Raw genomic sequence first — 16,219 nt, 5'->3', positions numbered from 1 at the left:
GACCCGCTCAGAATGGGTGGGGGCTTGAACTAGACTGTGCTGATGAGTGACTCCTTCCCCGACCAGCGCCTTGAGCTCCCGGATAAATCCTTCACCGGGGAACGACTGGGACGCCGCTACTCTGGGCTTGAATCTGCCGAGCGGGTTCTGGAACGCCAGCGGCGTCTGGTGGCGGCGGGCATAGACGTCTTCGGCACTGTGGGGTACGCCGCCTCGAAGGTCAAGACGCTGTGTCAAAGTGCCGGTCTCAGCGAGCGGTACTTCTATGAGTCCTTTGAATCGCGTGAGCACCTGCTCCAAACCGTCTACACCCACTTGGACGCCCTGCTGACGGCCCGCATGGCTTGTGCCATGCGGACGCCGGGACTGGATTTGTTCGCGTCGGTGCGTGCCGGCATCGATGAGGCAGTTGCTTTCATGCTCGGGGACCCCCGCCATGCCCAGATCATCCTGGTGGAGGTTGTCGGCATTTCCGCCGGTTTGGAAGCCAAACGCCACCAAACCATGATCGACTTTGCCGAGGAGTCAATGTTGCAGTTGTTGCTCCTGAGTGGGATCGATCCCGAGCATGGGCGGGCGCAGCTCACGGCAAGGCTGGGGACTGCCGAGGCGGCCAACATTTTTGAGTTTGCCCGGCTCACGACGGTCGCCGTGGTGGGTGGCGTCAACAACATGTTGCTCGATGCCCTGCTCGGCGGGACCACCGACCACGCCGAACGGATCGGTGAGGCGGCATTTCAACTCATCGACAACGCCTCCAGGGGCATCCGGGCGCTCGTGGCATCATAGCCCCCTTCGCCGCAGGCTCGACATTGGCTAAAGTTTTCGTCATTGTGTCAACACACCAACGCCCCGTCTAGGTGGCGTCGGGCACAAGTGGCACCATGGACTCATGCACGAATTTTGGCAGTTTGCCGGCACATACTGGTGGTTGGCTTTTCCCCTGGCCGGTATTTTGGGTGGCTGGGGCAAGGCCATGAACAACTCTGCCGAGCGCCGTCACCAGCGCAAGGTTGAACTGTACAAGCTGGCGCACCCGGAGGTGGCCGGGCTGGATATAGCAGTTGGCAAGCACGCTGTGGCGGATGCTGCGCCTGCGGGGCCCGGGCCGCAGGGGTATTCGGTGGCCGACGTTGCCAAACTCATGGCTGAGCACGACGTCGTCAACAGGCGTTGGCTGGACTATGAGCTGGACGTGGGCAAGCTGATTGACTTCCCCATGATGAGTGATGTCCGGGAGTCCTTGACTGTTGCCTTCCTGCGAGCAAAGCGCGACGCCGATGCCTTGCGTCCGTTGGCTGCCACCGATGTAGCCGCCAAAAGCCGCTGGGATGATTACAGAAATGCCGTCAATGCCTTTGCCGTGGCCTTCGACGTGGCGGAAAAGGAAGCCCGTAGGATCAAGGACAAGGCGTTCAGCGAGGCGGACCGGCAACGCCTGGGAACGGCGAAGAAGCTTGTCAAGATTGCTGAGGACGATGCCGCCAGCCCGGCTGAGCGTCAAACAGCGTACAAGCGGGCCCGCAAGGAACTCGATGGTCTCATTGTCTTGCCCGACGTTTCTGTTGCCGCGTTGGAGAAAAAAGTCGCCAGAATGCTTGGCGGCCCGCAGCTAGATTGAAACTCTTCTAAGGACACACCATGTCACGCACACTCATCATTACCGGCGCCAGCGACGGAATCGGTGCTGCCGCAGCAAAAATGTTGGCCTATCCCGGGGACACCCTGGTTCTGGTGGGAAGGTCGCCAGCGAAGACGGCGGCCATTGCCAGCGAACTTGAGGCGGATTACTTTCTCGCCGACTTTACCGAGTTGGCGCAGGTCCGCACCCTGGCGGCGAAGCTGTTGGCGAAATATCCCCGCATTGACGTTCTGGTCAACAACGCCGGCGGCATCATGGCCGAACGTGAGGAAACTATTGATGGCTTTGAGAAGACCTTTCAGGTCAACCACCTGGCCCCGTTCCTGTTGACGAATCTGTTGCTTGAGCGTTTGGTGGCGGACCGGGCCACCGTCATCAACACCTCCAGCGCGGCCAACCACTTCATGGCCCGCTTTGACATCGATGACCTCAACGCGACGAAGAAGTATTCGCACAGTGCTGCCTACGGAAATGCGAAGCTCGCCAACATCCTGTTCACCAAGGAACTGCAAAAACGCTTCGGTGACCACGGCGTCAACGCGGCGGCCTTTCATCCGGGGGTGGTGCGCAGCAACTTCGCAGCCGCGTCAACAAGTCTCAGCAGAATGGTCTACTGGGGCCTGGTGCGGCGGTTTATGCTCGCTCCAGAGCAGGGTGCCGACACCTTGATGTGGCTGGCAACCACCACGCCCGGGGTGGACTGGACCCCCGGGGAGTACTACGCCAAGCGCAAGGTGGCCAAAACCAACAAGCTGGCCAAGGATGAAGCCCTTGCCAGCTCGCTTTGGGAGCGCAGCGCGGCCATGGTCGGACTTAGCCAGGGTGGGGCTTAGCTGGGGAAACGTCCGCCGGTGTAGACACCTTCGGAAAGCTGTTGCACCAGCCACGGGCTAAACGCGAAGGGCGTGGCGGCAACTGCCTCCTCCACATCCACAAGGTCCGCCCACTCCCAGTCGCAGACTTCGGCCGGGTTGGGGGAGAGGGTTGCCGGGCCCGTGTAGACGGCGGTGAACACCGGGCAAATCTCGTTTTCCACAACGCCTGAGGCGTCCACTGCGCGGTAGCGGAAGTCAGGCAGTGCCGCGGTGATGTTGCCGACCTCAAGGTTGAGTTCCAGGGCAGCCCGGCGAACGATGGCCTCCTCGAAGGATTCCCCGGGCGCCGGATGGCCGCAGCAGGAATTGGTCCAAACGCCCGGCCACGTCACCTTGGACAGGGCTCGGCGGGTGAGCAGGGTCCGGCCCTGGGCATCGAGAATGTGGCAGGAAAAGGCCAGGTGGAGGGCTGTGTCGGTGGTGTGGACCAGCGCCTTGTCAGCGGTGCCAATCTCGTTGCCGCTGTCATCTAATAGTCTGACCAGCTCAATGTTGTGACCCATGGTTTGAGCACAGTTCCTTCCACTCGTGTCAGCCAAGTCTACGGTTTGACGACGTCGTGCGAGACCACCTCATGCAACTCAAATCCGCCGGTGCTCAGCTTCCAATAGTGCAGGCGCAGCGCCCCGGCCGTGCCCTTTTCCACGTAGAGCCGCATGCACACATCGTCCCCGCGCATGGTGAGCCCGGCGTGTGCGCCCTCGTTGACCCGGAGCGGGTGGGCTTCGCGTTTGCGCAAGGGCCCCGTCCGCCCAGCCACCAGGTCGACGACGGCGCGCAGAGTCTTGCCGCGCTGCTGTTCGGTGATGCTTGACCAGGAAGCAAGGAAATGGGTGTTGCAGCTGTAGCTGCCCAGTGGGTGCGCCGATTTGTCCGCAGCCGGCACCAGCCGCGCCCAGGCGAGGTGAACATCAAATTTGAACTGCTCAGCCGGATCCAGGAACAGGCTCTCCGCCAGGGCATCTGTGCGCGAGGTTGTGGAACGGCGCTGTTGTTTGAGCTGGACCAGGGCCGACTTTGTCTTGGCCAAATCCGCGCGCAACGCATCAAGCTGGTGCTCGGCGGCGTTGTGCAATCGGGCCAACTCGGCAGCGCTTTTGCGCTCCGCCTCGAGCTGATCCTGCAGCGCCCGCGCCACCTTGTCCGTGGCGCCCTGCCGCTTTTTCGCCACCAACAATTCCACAATGGTGTGCCTGGCCAGCTCCAGCTGCATCTGGGTGCTATGCAGGGCAGTGCGCCGCTCGGGCGGGGTCAGCAGGGTCTCCTCATGGGCGGGTTCGGCAGCTGAATGCCCGACGCCGGTCACTTCAGTAGGGCCGGCGGCGCCGCTTGAGGCACGCCGCGCCACGGATGCTCCGGCCGTGAAGATGCTCGCGTAGGGGCGGGTGTCGTCAAGCCAAGGTGGGCCACCGCTTAGCAGGGCTGGCGCTGCGATGGCGGGTTCGTCGTCGTCCACGTCAAGCATGGACAGGACCACCGCGCCGTTCTCATACAAGACCCGCACCCGCACCACCTCCCCTTCGGTGAGCAGGTCAACGGCAGAATCCAGGTCATTGGAGGAGATGCGCTCAACGCCGATCCGGAAATCACTGCCGGGCCACAGGTGCACCAGGGCGTGGGAGGGGGAAACTGACTTGACCCGGGCCAGGGCCACATCGCCGTGCTTGTAAACGGTGACGGGTGAGGGATGCCGCAGCAGCAGGGCGCTCACATCCAGGGCGTCAGTGGCCGTGTCAAAGATGCCCGTGAGCTTTTGCCCCTTGCGCAGCAGCCATTCCAGCGGGATGCCCGGGAGCAGGTCTTCGCCGCGGATCACTGCCCTCTTGCCGGTGGGGAGCAACTCCACCATGGCGCGGTCACCGGAAGGGAAGCCCTTGACCACGGCCTCGCTCAGCACCGGCAGCGTGGCGGTGGTGGTTTGCCGGGCGGCGTCAAAGTGCTCGGCGGCCAGCACCTCCTGTGCCAAGGTGGTGTAAAGCTGTGGCAGGTGTGCCGAGCCGTGCAGGATGTGCGGCGGCGGCGTCCTGCGGGTCCACTGCGCCCCGTGCGGGTAGACCCGGGCACTGTTGCCAAAAACATGCAGGCGTTCCGGCAGCCCCGCTTCCAACTTGTGGGTATCCGGGCCGTTGGCCACCTCAAACACCTCGGCATCGGCTCCCAGCAGCGCTGCAACATGCAACGCGTCAATGCGCAGCGCAGTCTGGGGCACAAAGGAAACAACCACTGCCGTGTGCGTGCGGTGCGGGTCCATCAGGAACGCAGCCAGATCGGCACCTTTTTTGTGCCGGACAACAGGGGCCGGTTCCGGGGCAGGTGCGGGGGTATGCGAAGCGGCGTGCCCCGCGGCGTGCGCGGCGCCAAGGAGTCGCTTCCTGTTCTTCTGCGCAGGCATCGTGGCTCCTTCCACCGGTGCGGCACCGGGCCGTGGTAGTGACTTAGCTTACAGCGAGGAGGGGTGGCTAGTGCTGTTGGAGGACGATGATGACGCGGTGGCGGTGCGCGCCGGATCCTTGCGGCCCACCGCGAGTCCTCGCCAGTGGCCCGGCACGCTTAAACGTAGTTTGTCCGCTTAAAGGTGGTTGGGCAACACCTGATCAGCGGACAAGCCACGTTTAGGGGAGAAAAGCGCTATTGAGAGGATGTCCGGCCCGGAAGTGCTGCGCCCTGAACTGTGAGGGCGAGGTGCCGGTTCGTTGCGAGAAGAGCCGGCTGAAATAGGCGGCGTCCTGGTAGCCAACCAGCCGCGCGATTCGTTCGATCGGGTAGTTGCTCTCTGCCAGGAGCGATTGCGAGCGGGAGATCCGCATCTGCAATACGAACTCCTTGGGCCCCACCCCGGCAGCTTTTTGCACCGATCTGCGCAGTTGAGACTCCGAGAGCCGCAGCTGAGCAGCCTGTTGGCCCAGGGTCAATGATTCGTAGGCGATTTCTCCAAGGCTGCCAAGCAGTTCCTCGGACTTGTTCGCTGTGCTGCTGGCAATGCTGCTGCGACCAGCGCTGACGATGAGCTGTTGCGTGTGGATTGAGGCCTGCAAATCTCCCAGCGGTCCCTCGGCCCGAAGGCTGTCGTGCAGGAGCCGGAAGATCGAGATCAGCGCAACGTCCGCGCTGGCCAGATGCACCAGGGGGCGTTCGCGGCTCAAGCAGCCGAGTTCCTCAAACGCGCGCACCCCCACCCCCGAAAAGAGCGCCCAGTGCTCAGTCCAGCCTTGGGCGTAGGACCCATAGCCATGCTCAAGGCCGGGATAGAGCCAGATTAGCGCCGGCGCCGTGACCTTTTCGGTCGTCCCTGAATGGTGGAACCACCCCGTCCCGTGGCTGATGAAAACCAGGCCATAGGAGGAGAGTCGCCTGTTCTTGAAGGACGGCAGGTGCCCGCTCTGCTCGCCGGCGCCAAGGCAGCTCAAACCCAGCTCACGTAACACCGGGGATATGGGCCGGTACGTTGACCAGTTCTTCATATCTCGATTTCCTGTTGTTAGAAAAATCCAAGTTGAGGTCAGCATAGTCCATTGGCTTCACGAATGTGATGGTCAACACTTGAGGCATGCTTACTTCAAACGGTTATGTTCTGGACGCTTCGGAACGTCGGCTGGGCCCACTAGAGCCCGTCCCCGTTGCGCAGAGGTTCAACAAGAAAGCCTTGTGGGACCGGCTCCGGACTGACGGGTACCTCTATCTGAAGGGTCAGCTGGACCCGGCGCTGGTCAATGACTTTAGAAAGTACTATTTTGAATCCCTGTCCAACGCCAAGGTGACCGAGCCCGGCACCGAGCCCGGTCTGGGCATTGCCGCGGACGGGCCCGTTGACCGGGCGAAAATGCGGACAGCACTGTTTGAGACTGTGGTGCCGGGAACCGAATACGCCAGCCTGTGCGCAACGCCAGCCATTGCCGAATGGTTCAGCTGGTTCCTGGAGGACGACGTCCACCTGCACAAGCGCAAGATCATTCGCCACACCAAGCCCGGGGAATCAGGCATTGGCGCCTCAACCCAGGCGCACTACGACTTGGTGTACTTGCGTGGCGGCAGCGACAGGGTGCTCTCCATGTGGATCCCGCTGGGGGATTGCCCCGTGGAACGCGGCGGACTGGCCTACCTGGAGGGCAGCCACCACTGGGTCCTGGCGCAGGAAAGAGAAGGCCGTTTGCAGAAACCGGCAGCCTCCATCACGGCCGACTTGCCAGCCTTGGCCGAAGCCCATGACAGCCGCTGGCTGGTGACTGACTATGCCGCAGGTGATGTGGTGGTCCATTCGGCCCACATTGTTCACGCCGGTACTGACAATCAGGATCCCGACGGGATCATGCGGCTTTCAACAGACATTCGTTACCAGCGAACCAGCGAACCCATTGACTGGCGTTGGCAGGAGCACTGGCACGACCAGGACGGCCTCTAAAGTGCCTCACACCGCTAGTTGAGACCAGAGAATTCGGGAGCAAGATCTTGACACAGATTGAACCAGTAAACAGCCACGGCCATGAACGCCGCAGCAAGGGGTCCTCAACGGTGTGGATTGGTGGACGGAACTACCAGTGGGAGAGTGTTTGGCCGGACTATGATGGCCGCGGCTGGCAGCATTCGGGTATTGCAGTCCTGCAGGACGGATCAGTGGTGTTTGCCCACCCCGAGGGCCGGGCGCTGGTCCGTGTTTTCACGGATGGAACGTTCAGCGAAATCTCCACTGAACTGACCGAGATGCACTCGCTGCTCGCCGGTGTTCTTGACGGCGAAGAAGTCATCTGGGCCGCAGACAACGGAACCCGCTATTGCGAGAGCGCACCCGAGTATGACGAGGAACTGTTCGCCGGGCGGGTGGTGGCGCTGGGCGTGGATGGGGCCATTCGCCAAGAACTTTTCTGCCCGGATTTGCCGGTGTACAAGGACTCCGGTTGGCGCCCCACCACCATCGCCGTCGACGCAGTGACGGGCGATATCTGGGTTGGTGACGGCTACGGGGCAAGCCTTGTCCACTGCTTCACCAGGGCAGGCCAGCTGCGGCTGACCCTTGACGGAACCGAGACGGGGGTCGCGTTCGCCAGCCCGCACGGGATCCACATCCGCCGCAGTGCAGGCGCCCGGGAGCTCTATGTCGCGGACCGTAGCAACAAGCGCCTGGTGGTGTTCGGGCTGGACGGAACTTTCCGCCGCATCGTGGGCGAAGGTCATCTCACCAGCCCCTCCAGCATCGCAGATCTCGACGGCACACTCCTGGTCACTGAACTCTCCGGCGCCGTGGCTGTTTTTGCCGGTGACAATTTCATCGGCCACGTGGGTGCCAGCCAGCGAGACACCAATCAGGACGCCTGGCCAAACCGCAGGGACAGCCGGGGCAGCGTCGTGAGGAAAGACGTTCGCGACGGTGTGTTCAACAGCCCTCACGGCATCACCGTCAGCGGCGAGCAGATTCTGGTGACCGAATGGATGATCGGTGGGCGGGTGACTCGCTTGTCACCTGTGGCGTGACTCCCTAGTCCTCGCCGGCAAGAGGAAAGGTGGCTGACTCCCAGCCGAGCTGAAGGGGGTTGACGCAGTCGCGGCCGTAGCGCAGGCCCGCCAACAGGGACGCCGTGGCCTGCGCGGGGCCACGCACAAATCTGTGCCAGTTGGGAGCCTCGGCGTCCGGGGTGGTCCAAGCAGCCTGCTGGAGGTATCCGACGTCCAGCGGCCAGTCGTCGGCGGGCAGGTACTGATTGGAGACGACTTCCAGGTGGTAGCCGTCATCCCTTGGCGTCAGCTGCCCATAAACGGCATAGCCGGGGTCGCCGGTGTTGTACTCAACCAGGAGGAAATCGTCATCCTTGAGCCAGCGCACGTCCTCGGTCAAGGCAACGTGGACCAGCTCCCAGAACTTTTCCGTATCGCCCGGGCCCGGCGTAGTCTCCGTGCCGGGCGGTTCGGCAAGCGGCAAGGGTTGCAGATAGGCCTCGCCAAGCTCTCCGGTGAGCGCCAGAAAGGCGATGTCGTCAACGTACGCCCGGCGCCGGGAGCCCACGTCATCACACTGAGTCCAGTCCTCATGAACGGCAAGCAAAACCGTGGGCAGACCGTCGTCGCCGGCTTCTGTGACGATGGAAACCTGCCAGCCGAGGGCGTCGGTGGCCCTGTCGGAACAGTCGGCGCACAGATAGTTGCCGGGAATCAGCCGCGCATCCCGTGGCCCGTGACAATGCGGGCACGCTGTCATGTCTGTGCTCATCCTCCCAGTGTAAAAGCAGGGTCACACAATGCTGGTGTTAGGTGTTTTAGAGCACGACGGCGGACCTGGCGCAGGCACGGCCGCCTATGTGGTGACAGCTACCGGCGTCGTCGATTGTGCGGCACGGAGCCGGGCAACAACAGTCACAACCGCCACGGCAACCGCACCCACCAGGGCGGCTATTGCCGTGGGCGTGGAGAGCAGGTCACCGTTGAGTCGGGCGACGGCTACCCAGCCCAGGCCCCAGCACAGGGACACGGCGGGGCCGATCCTTCCTCGGCCATAGACGGCCAGGGCGATGCCGACCGCGGCCGCCACGGAAAGGACCGCCACGGCCCACACCTCTGCGTTCAGGCCGAATCCGTCGAATCCGGCGGCGACCAGGACGGCTGCGATGTTGGCCGCCGTCGCCACGCATACCCACCCCAGATACAGGCCCATGGTGCCGTCGGTAATGACCGCGTCCCATCCGTTCAGGGGCCTCTCAGGCAGCAGGAGCACAAAGATCCACGACAAAACTGCCAACAGGACAATGATGATGGGCACGCTCAGCCACAGCTGGTCGAACTGGATGCTCAGGATCCAGGCAGCATTGAGGATCAGGGATGCTGCGGCGGGGTACCCCAGGAGCCGGTGCCGAGGGGCGGTCTTTTGGGCGGGCAAGAACTGCCACACTGCGTAGGCCACCAAACCCAGGTAAATGACGCTCCAGATGGAAAACGCCGGACCGTGGGGCGCTATCAGGGTGGCGTCGGCGGCCAACACCCCGTTGGAGGCGTTCTTGATGGGGGTTCCGCCAGCAGCTCCGGAGCCTATGAATGAACCGATGACCGCGAAGACGGCGCTCGCCGCCACAACCACCTGACGGAGCAGATCTTGTGCTGGTGCAGGAGAGCTTGGGGCAGTAGTCACAATGATCGTCCTTATCGGGAATGCAACCGGGTCCTTATGCCCGATCCTACGGTCAGGAGGCGGCCTTGCCCAGCAATCATGTGCCCGCGCAACAGCTAGGCCTCGGCGGGCCCCGGCACAAAAAACGTGGTGGATGCCAGCGGCGTCTGATCCATCAGCACCACCCATTCGTACGTAGCCTTGACGTTCAGGGGGAGACCGCTGGGAAAATTCAGCACGATGTTTGATTTTCCGGGGAAACCCATGGGCGGCTCCTGCAGCTGTGGGGCATCGATGTGCCTGAAATCCACGTCCTGGCTAAAGCGCATCGTGTTAGTTCCGTCGGGGCCGGTAATAGCCACAGCTTGACCGTCGGCGTCCACCAGAAGCACTTGCACGGAGGCCGAGGCGTCCTCAAACGATGGAATGTTGACGGTGACGCTCACATACACCGCGAACGGGGCCGTGAGTCCGCTCGCCGGGTCGAAGCCCAGGAACTGAATCCCGCCACCAATAATATTGACCTTCCCGGCGGCGTCAACGTTGACAAAGTCGGCAATCAAAATGGTGCCGTTGACCGCACTTGAACTCTCACCCATGCGGAAGTCTCCTAGCGTTGCGTAACGTTCTGTGCTGCCAGCGGCGGCGCGTTCTGCCTTAACCATAGCCACCCGCCAAGTCTGCCCTGTCTTGTGGGAGTACGACGTCGGGCACTCGCCCTGGCAGCGCCGCGCACCCACGCGTGCGCAGAGGACAAACAAAAGGCCCGGCCCACCAGAATTGTGGTGGGCCGGGCCGCTGACGTTGGAAATTCTGGTTCTAGCGTGGCTCAAACGGGTTGGTCTTATGTCCTGGCTTGGAGGGTTTGACCTTGTAATCCTTCCCGTTCATCCGCACGGTGATGGTGCCCTGATTCGGGGCGCGGTCTGCAATGACTTCCACCCGGGTGACCAAGCCGCCCTTCCACGTGCAGTTGAGCTCGTAGCCGCCACGGGCGCGCAGCCCCTTGAACGAGCCGTCCTTCCAATCCGCTGGCAGGGCCGGCAGTAGCTCGATGGTGCCGGTGTGGCTCTGGATGATCATTTCAGCCACGGCACCGGTGATGCCGAAGTTGCCGTCCATCTGAAACGGTGGGTGGTTGCAGAACAAGTTGGGCAGGGTGTTGAAGCGGAGCAGTCCGCGCAGCATGAACTGTGCGCGTTCGGCTTCTCCCAAACGGGCGAACAGGGCCGCACGCCATGGCCACGTCCAGGACCGGCGGCTGTCACCGGAAACACTGCCTTCGGTGAACGGCACACCCTCAACTTCACCACAGCGTGCTTTCAGCGACACGAGCGCTGCCGCCGCCAGTTCGGGGGACTCCTTCAAGTTGATTTGGCGTCCCGGGTAGACGGCAAAAAGGTGCGAGGTGTGCCGGTGAATGTCCGTTGGGCTGTCCATGTCGGACTGCCATTCCTGCAACTGGCCCCACTTGCCAATCTTGTTCGGCGCCAACCGTGACTGGAGCTCCTGCACCGTGGCCCGGTAGACCTTGTCCAGCTTTCCGGCATCCTCGCAGTCGATGTAGTTCTGGAACAGGTCCCAAATGATCTGCTGGTCGTACATGACGCCGTTTTCGCGAGGCCCGTGTTCGGGGGACCAGCCGTCAGGGGCCACCAGCTTGCCGTTTGCATCCTCCACCAGACGGTCTTCCCAAAACTGGCAGATCTCCTTGAGCATGGGAATTGCTGTCTCGTGCAGGTACTTCTTGTCCTGGGTGAAGGCCCAGTGCTCGAAGATGTGCTGCCCGTACCAGGCGCTGGCCACGGTGTTCCACTCCCACGAGTTGCCACCGAAGATGCTCTGGCTGGTCCGGGCTGTCCAACCGCGGGTGTCCTTGCCGAAGGCGTTGCGGGTTGCCACCCGGGATGGCACGGCAACCTGCTTGATGAACTCCACCAGGGGTTCGTGGCTTTCGGACATGTTGGCGGTCTCGGCGCCCCAGTAGTTCATCTGGACATTGATGTTGGTGTGGTAATCCGACGCCCACGCCGGCTGGTTGCTGTCATTCCACAGACCCTGCAGATTTGCCGGCAGCCCGCCCGGGCGGGATGAACCCAGCAGCAGGTAGCGGCCGTAGGTGAACAGTGCCTGTTCCAGGCTGGGATCGTTCTGGCCGGCACCGTAGGCGGCGAGGCGCAGGTCGGTGGGCACCTTGGCGACGGCGTCCGGCGTCGTGCCCCAATGGACAGCAACGCGGGACATGAGCGGGGAGAGCTCGTCCTTGTGCTCGGCACGCAACGTCTTGTAGGACCGTTTGGAAGCGGCGGAAATGGCCTTGGCGATGCCCGGTTCGGGGTCGTCCCCGCGCCAGTCGGCGGCGGCGTCGAGCTTGTAGTTGGTGCGGGCGTCCAGGATCAGCGTCATGGAGGATGCGCCCGCAACCCGCAAGGTGGCGCCTTCGCCGGTGACCAAGCCGTCGGTCTCAACGATGCGCAGGGTTGCGGCGTGTTTGAGCTGGTTGGCCATCATGCCGGAGAACGTGAGCGAACGGTCCTTCGCGTTGACTGCTGTGGTGACACCTTCCTGGCCCGACGTCAGGGCGATGGAGCCGTTGAGCCCGTCGGAGCGGTCGGTCTCGTAGCGCATGACGATGACGTCGGCGGTCCTGCTGGCGAAGGCCTCGCGCAGCACGCGGTTGCCGGCGGCGCCAAACTGCGTGACGTGGATGCCCACAGTGGGGTCCAGGGCGCGCTTGTATTCGGCCACGGCTGCTGTCTGGCCGGAATGGAAACCGCCGCCCAGAAGCGACACGTTTGCAATGCGCAGGCGGGCGGCCTTGGCGGCCCCGCGCAGCGTGAGCCGGTAGGAGCTGTAGGGCGCTGTGCCGGGCAAGGTGAACGAAAGCTCTTGGCCCCGAGCGGCGAAGGGAGCCCCGGGTGACCGGGTGTCCAGGGCAACCCAGGTGCGGCGGTCAGTTGATCCCTCCAGCACTCAGGAGGTTGGGTCCTCGTTCGTGATGTCCGCCGCCGATGTCAGGGGCCGGGTGGGGTGCCAGGCCGACGGCGGGACGGTGCGCCGGTGTTGCTGCCGTGGCTGCCGCCTGGACAAAAAGTTGGGTTGCAAGCGGCGTCAGCGCTAAGGCTCCGCCAAGTTTGAGTACCTGACGACGGTTTGGATGGGCGACTGTCATGAACAACTCCTGAGCTTCATTGGTCTGGTGTTTGAAGCGCCTGCTGGCGGGGGAACCGGCATTCAGTGCGCCTCCATCACGTTTTGGCATCGATAACATCCGATGTCTACAGGTTCTTTTGGATTCGTCCACATGACTAGGAGCACTGAGGGATGTTCAGGCAGGCGGCTGGTGCCGGTGCTTGAGCTCGTCGAATCCAGCGGCGCACCGGGCGGAAACCCGTCACCGTTCGTCTTTGTCCTACCCACCGCATAGCCTGGCCTGGTGAACACTTTTGATGGGGAAAAAGCGCCGGAACAACTTGCCGAGGGACTTTACGAGCTTCTTCACACGAACGATCTCGCTATCCGGCTCCAGGAAGTACCGGATTTGGAAGCCACAAGTCTAAAAGTCGACAGCGAGAGTTCTCCCGAGGCGTTGTCGCGCCACGTTGCAGCGGCCGTCAAACACCTGCTTATCAACACCAACCCGGAAGACAGAGTTGGAAAAGTCAACCAGCTGTTGACTGTCATCAACCCGGCCCAGCAAATTTCTGCAGGGCCCACGCAGCTGAGGTCATTGCACCGGCCCGACGCATTCACGGGCCGCCAACCGCGAAGGCCTAGGACAAGCCTTAGCGACAGTGCATTGCTAACCAACGGCAAGGATGACCCAAACCTGGCAGCCGAGATTCGGGCCGAGATTGAATCCGCGGACTCCGTCGATCTCCTGTGCGCGTTCATCCGTTGGACCGGTATCAGGCTCTTGGAACCGGCCCTTGAAGCGTTAAAAGCCCGCGGCGGAAAGCTCCGAGTCATCACCACCACGTACATGGGGGCCACCGAGCGCAGGGCGGTCGATGAACTGGTGAATCGCTACGGTGCCGAAGTTAAGATCAGTTACGAGACCCAGTCCACCAGGCTCCATGCCAAGGCTTGGCTCTTCCACCGGAATACCGGATTTAGCACCGCATATGTGGGCAGCTCCAACCTTAGCCGGGCAGCCATGCTTGACGGTCTCGAATGGAACGTTCGCCTATCAAACATTGGCACGCCGGCTTTGCTGCAAAAGTTTGCCATCACTTTTGACAGCTACTGGGAGCAGCGAGCGTTTCAGCCGTACGACCCGGAAACGGACGCCGACAAGTTAGATGTCGCCCTGCTCAGGAACGGTGGCAAAATGACATCAGTCCCGAGCGGATATACCGGCCTCGAAGTGGAACCGTATCTACATCAAGTGGAGATGTTAGAGGACCTCGAGGCCGAACGGAGCAAGGGCTTTCATCGCAACCTCCTCGTTGCCGCCACAGGTACGGGAAAAACCGTCATCGCGGCCCTAGATTACAAGCGCCTGTGCGAAGCTGCCGGCAGGGACCTTTCCCTGCTCTTCATCGCCCATAGAAAAGAAATTCTCCAGCAGTCCATGACCACATACCGCAATGTCATGCAGAGCGGTACGTTTGGCGAGTTGTTTGTTGGAAAGCATAAACCACAGCACTGGAAGCATGTGTTTGCCAGTGTCCAATCTCTTTCCGCCAAGAAGTTGGGCAAGCTGGACGCGGGCAAATTCGACGTCGTCGTTATTGACGAGTTTCACCATTCCGCGGCGAAAACGTATCGCGTGCTCATTGACCATCTGACTCCACTGGAATTCCTTGGGCTCACAGCAACGCCCGAACGCGGTGACGGCATTCACGTTGCCGACGAGTTCTTTGACGGCAGGACAGCAAGCGAGCTCCGCCTGTGGGACGCGCTGGATGCTGATTTGCTTGTGCCATTCCACTATTTCGGGGTGTCGGACGATGTTGACCTAAGCCATCTGGACTGGAAGCGGGGATCTTATGACCTGCAACAGTTGAGCGGCATATATACAGGGAACGACGCCCGGGCTTCTAAGATCATCAAGGAACTGCAAGACAAGGTCACCAGCACCGAGCACATGCGCGCGATCGGATTCTGTGTTTCCGTTCAGCATGCCGCCTACATGGCCGAGGTCTTCAACCAGGCTGGCATAAAGTCCGTTGCCGTCTCAGGACAGACTGACGACGGCGAACGTGCGCTTGCGCTCAAACAGCTGCGCAAGCTTGAAATCAACTGCATCTTTGCCGTGGATCTGTTCAATGAAGGCTTGGATCTGCCACAAGTGGACACCATCCTGTTACTGCGACCGACGCAGAGCGCCACGATCTTCATGCAGCAGTTGGGTCGTGGCCTGCGCCGGGCGAAGGACAAGGCCGTGCTGACGGTGATGGACTTTATTGGGCAACAGCACCGCGACTTTCGATTCGATGTCCGATTCCGTGCGATGACTGGCTATGGCCGGAAACAACTGGAGAAAGCGGTAGAGGACGACTTCCCGTTCCTGCCATCCGGCTCCCAGATTGTGTTGGACAGAGTTGCCAAGGATGTTGTCCTGACCAATCTGAGGTCCCAGCTGAAGCTGAACAGGCCCAAGCTCACGGCCGACATCAAATCATATGGTGTTTTGCGGCTTGCCTCGTATTTGGAAAAGTCCGGGAACGACGTCAAGACGATCTACAAGAACACGAAGGACTCTTGGACTGCGTATCTGCGTCTTGCCGGGCTCATTGAGAAGTTGTCGCCGGCGGAAGCGGCAATTCAAGACAAGCTGGAGCAGTTCCCGGCGGCAGGGGAGAAGAGATTGCTGTCGCGCATGGCTGCCCTGATTCATGTGGATGACAGGGAACGGGCTGAGGCATACTCGATGCTGGTTTCCGCTGACACGCCTGCATATCAGGAACTAGGGCCGCGTGAGCAAGTCTTCGCCCGCATGCTGTTCTTCACTTTGTGGGACGACGCCGGTGGTTTTAATTCTTATGATCAAGGCTTCGCGTATCTTCGTGGCTATCCGGATGTTTGCAACGAGATTCAGCAGATTGTTGAGTTGGGAGCCGACGCCTCGAAGCGCGCCGGAAAGAGCCTGGGAATGGAATTTGCCGGAATTCCGCTGTTCTCGCATGCAACGTATCGGCGTGAGGAAGTTCTGGCGGCCTTGGAGTATGGATCCCTGGAACTTGGTAAAACCGTCAAGCACCGCGAGGGCGTTGCGTGGTGCCCGCAAACCAAGACAGACGCGTTCTTCGTAACGCTGAACAAAGACGAGGCGAATCATTCGGCAAGCACCATGTACAAGGACTACGCAATCAGCCAGGAGTTGTTCCATTGGGAATCGCAGAACAACACCTCACCCGTGAGCCCGGTGGGCCGGCGCTACCTTGACCGGAAATCACACGGCTCCCGGATTCTGCTGTTCACTCGTGACGCTGCCGAGGACGAAACCGGGCTGACGATGCCCTACACCTGCCTGGGCCAAGTCGACTACGTTCAACACAAGGGTGAAAAGCCCATCGCCTTCACGTGGAAGCTGCACCGGCCCATGCCGGCTGACGTTTATGCAGAGGCGGCAGCGGTTGCGCAGTAGCGTGGCGCACCCCCGCGTCA

At 61.7% G+C, this 16,219-nt stretch carries 14 protein-coding genes; 6 read left to right on the top strand and 8 right to left on the bottom strand.

From position 1 onward, the window contains the following. Window positions 1-42: 42 nt before the first annotated feature. From ACX80E_RS12650 to ACX80E_RS12640, 3 genes are all read left to right on the top strand, one after another. Window positions 43-789, top strand: a complete 747-nt coding sequence (locus tag ACX80E_RS12650; RefSeq protein WP_459302339.1) for a TetR/AcrR family transcriptional regulator — start codon at window positions 43-45, stop codon at window positions 787-789. A 103-nt stretch (window positions 790-892) separates the two neighbouring features. Further along, window positions 893-1,621, top strand: coding sequence for a hypothetical protein (locus ACX80E_RS12645; RefSeq protein WP_459302338.1), 729 nt, complete (start codon window positions 893-895; stop codon window positions 1,619-1,621). A gap of 20 nt (window positions 1,622-1,641) precedes the next feature. Then, the gene (locus tag ACX80E_RS12640) at window positions 1,642-2,475 is read left to right on the top strand and encodes an SDR family NAD(P)-dependent oxidoreductase (protein WP_459302337.1); all 834 of its coding nucleotides are present in this window, start codon (window positions 1,642-1,644) and stop codon (window positions 2,473-2,475) included. Here ACX80E_RS12640 and idi read toward each other — a convergent pair. From idi to ACX80E_RS12625, 3 genes are all read right to left on the bottom strand, one after another. Next, entirely contained in the window at window positions 2,472-3,020 is a 549-nt protein-coding gene (gene idi, locus ACX80E_RS12635) for an isopentenyl-diphosphate Delta-isomerase (RefSeq protein ID WP_459302336.1), read from the bottom strand. The two genes, ACX80E_RS12640 and idi, sit on opposite strands and share 4 nt — an antisense overlap. A gap of 38 nt (window positions 3,021-3,058) precedes the next feature. Further along, window positions 3,059-4,909, bottom strand: coding sequence for a hypothetical protein (locus ACX80E_RS12630; RefSeq protein ID WP_459302335.1), 1,851 nt, complete (start codon window positions 4,907-4,909; stop codon window positions 3,059-3,061). 220 nt (window positions 4,910-5,129) lie between these two features. Beyond that, entirely contained in the window at window positions 5,130-5,978 is an 849-nt protein-coding gene (locus tag ACX80E_RS12625) for a helix-turn-helix domain-containing protein (RefSeq protein ID WP_459302334.1), read from the bottom strand. Between the two features lie 86 nt (window positions 5,979-6,064). Here ACX80E_RS12625 and ACX80E_RS12620 point away from each other — a divergent pair, with 86 nt between their 5' ends. After that, a complete protein-coding gene (locus tag ACX80E_RS12620; protein WP_459302333.1) occupies window positions 6,065-6,916 on the top strand; it encodes a phytanoyl-CoA dioxygenase family protein in 852 nt (283 codons plus the stop codon). A gap of 47 nt (window positions 6,917-6,963) precedes the next feature. Next, window positions 6,964-7,983, top strand: a complete 1,020-nt coding sequence (locus ACX80E_RS12615; protein WP_459302332.1) for an NHL repeat-containing protein — start codon at window positions 6,964-6,966, stop codon at window positions 7,981-7,983. Between the two features lie 4 nt (window positions 7,984-7,987). Here ACX80E_RS12615 and ACX80E_RS12610 read toward each other — a convergent pair whose 3' ends face one another. The 5 genes from ACX80E_RS12610 to ACX80E_RS12590 all read right to left on the bottom strand — a co-directional run bounded on the left by ACX80E_RS12610 (window position 7,988) and on the right by ACX80E_RS12590 (window position 12,779). Then, on the bottom strand, window positions 7,988-8,716 hold the full coding sequence (locus ACX80E_RS12610; protein ID WP_459302331.1) for a TY-Chap domain-containing protein: 729 nt from the start codon (window positions 8,714-8,716) through the stop codon (window positions 7,988-7,990). Between the two features lie 84 nt (window positions 8,717-8,800). Next, entirely contained in the window at window positions 8,801-9,628 is an 828-nt protein-coding gene (locus ACX80E_RS12605) for a TspO/MBR family protein (protein ID WP_459302330.1), read from the bottom strand. Between the two features lie 95 nt (window positions 9,629-9,723). After that, a complete protein-coding gene (locus ACX80E_RS12600; RefSeq protein WP_459302329.1) occupies window positions 9,724-10,206 on the bottom strand; it encodes a DUF6941 family protein in 483 nt (160 codons plus the stop codon). Window positions 10,207-10,426: 220 nt separating this feature from the next. Then, complete coding sequence (locus tag ACX80E_RS12595) at window positions 10,427-12,580, bottom strand: glycosyl hydrolase family 95 catalytic domain-containing protein (RefSeq protein WP_459302328.1); 2,154 nt, start codon at window positions 12,578-12,580, stop codon at window positions 10,427-10,429. Further along, window positions 12,561-12,779 carry a hypothetical protein gene (locus ACX80E_RS12590; protein WP_459302327.1) on the bottom strand — a complete coding sequence of 73 codons (219 nt, stop codon included), beginning with the start codon at window positions 12,777-12,779 and terminating at the stop codon, window positions 12,561-12,563. Before ACX80E_RS12590 ends, ACX80E_RS12595 begins: the two co-directional genes overlap by 20 nt. A gap of 264 nt (window positions 12,780-13,043) precedes the next feature. Here ACX80E_RS12590 and ACX80E_RS12585 point away from each other — a divergent pair, with 264 nt between their 5' ends. Beyond that, on the top strand, window positions 13,044-16,199 hold the full coding sequence (locus ACX80E_RS12585) for a DUF3427 domain-containing protein (protein ID WP_459302326.1): 3,156 nt from the start codon (window positions 13,044-13,046) through the stop codon (window positions 16,197-16,199). The last annotated feature ends 20 nt before the right edge of the window (window positions 16,200-16,219 follow it).

The sequence above is a fragment of the Arthrobacter sp. TMN-49 genome (genome assembly GCF_054511095.1).
The sequence above is the reverse complement of the archived record's forward strand: the minus strand, read 5'-3'. Positions and strand labels throughout refer to the sequence as shown.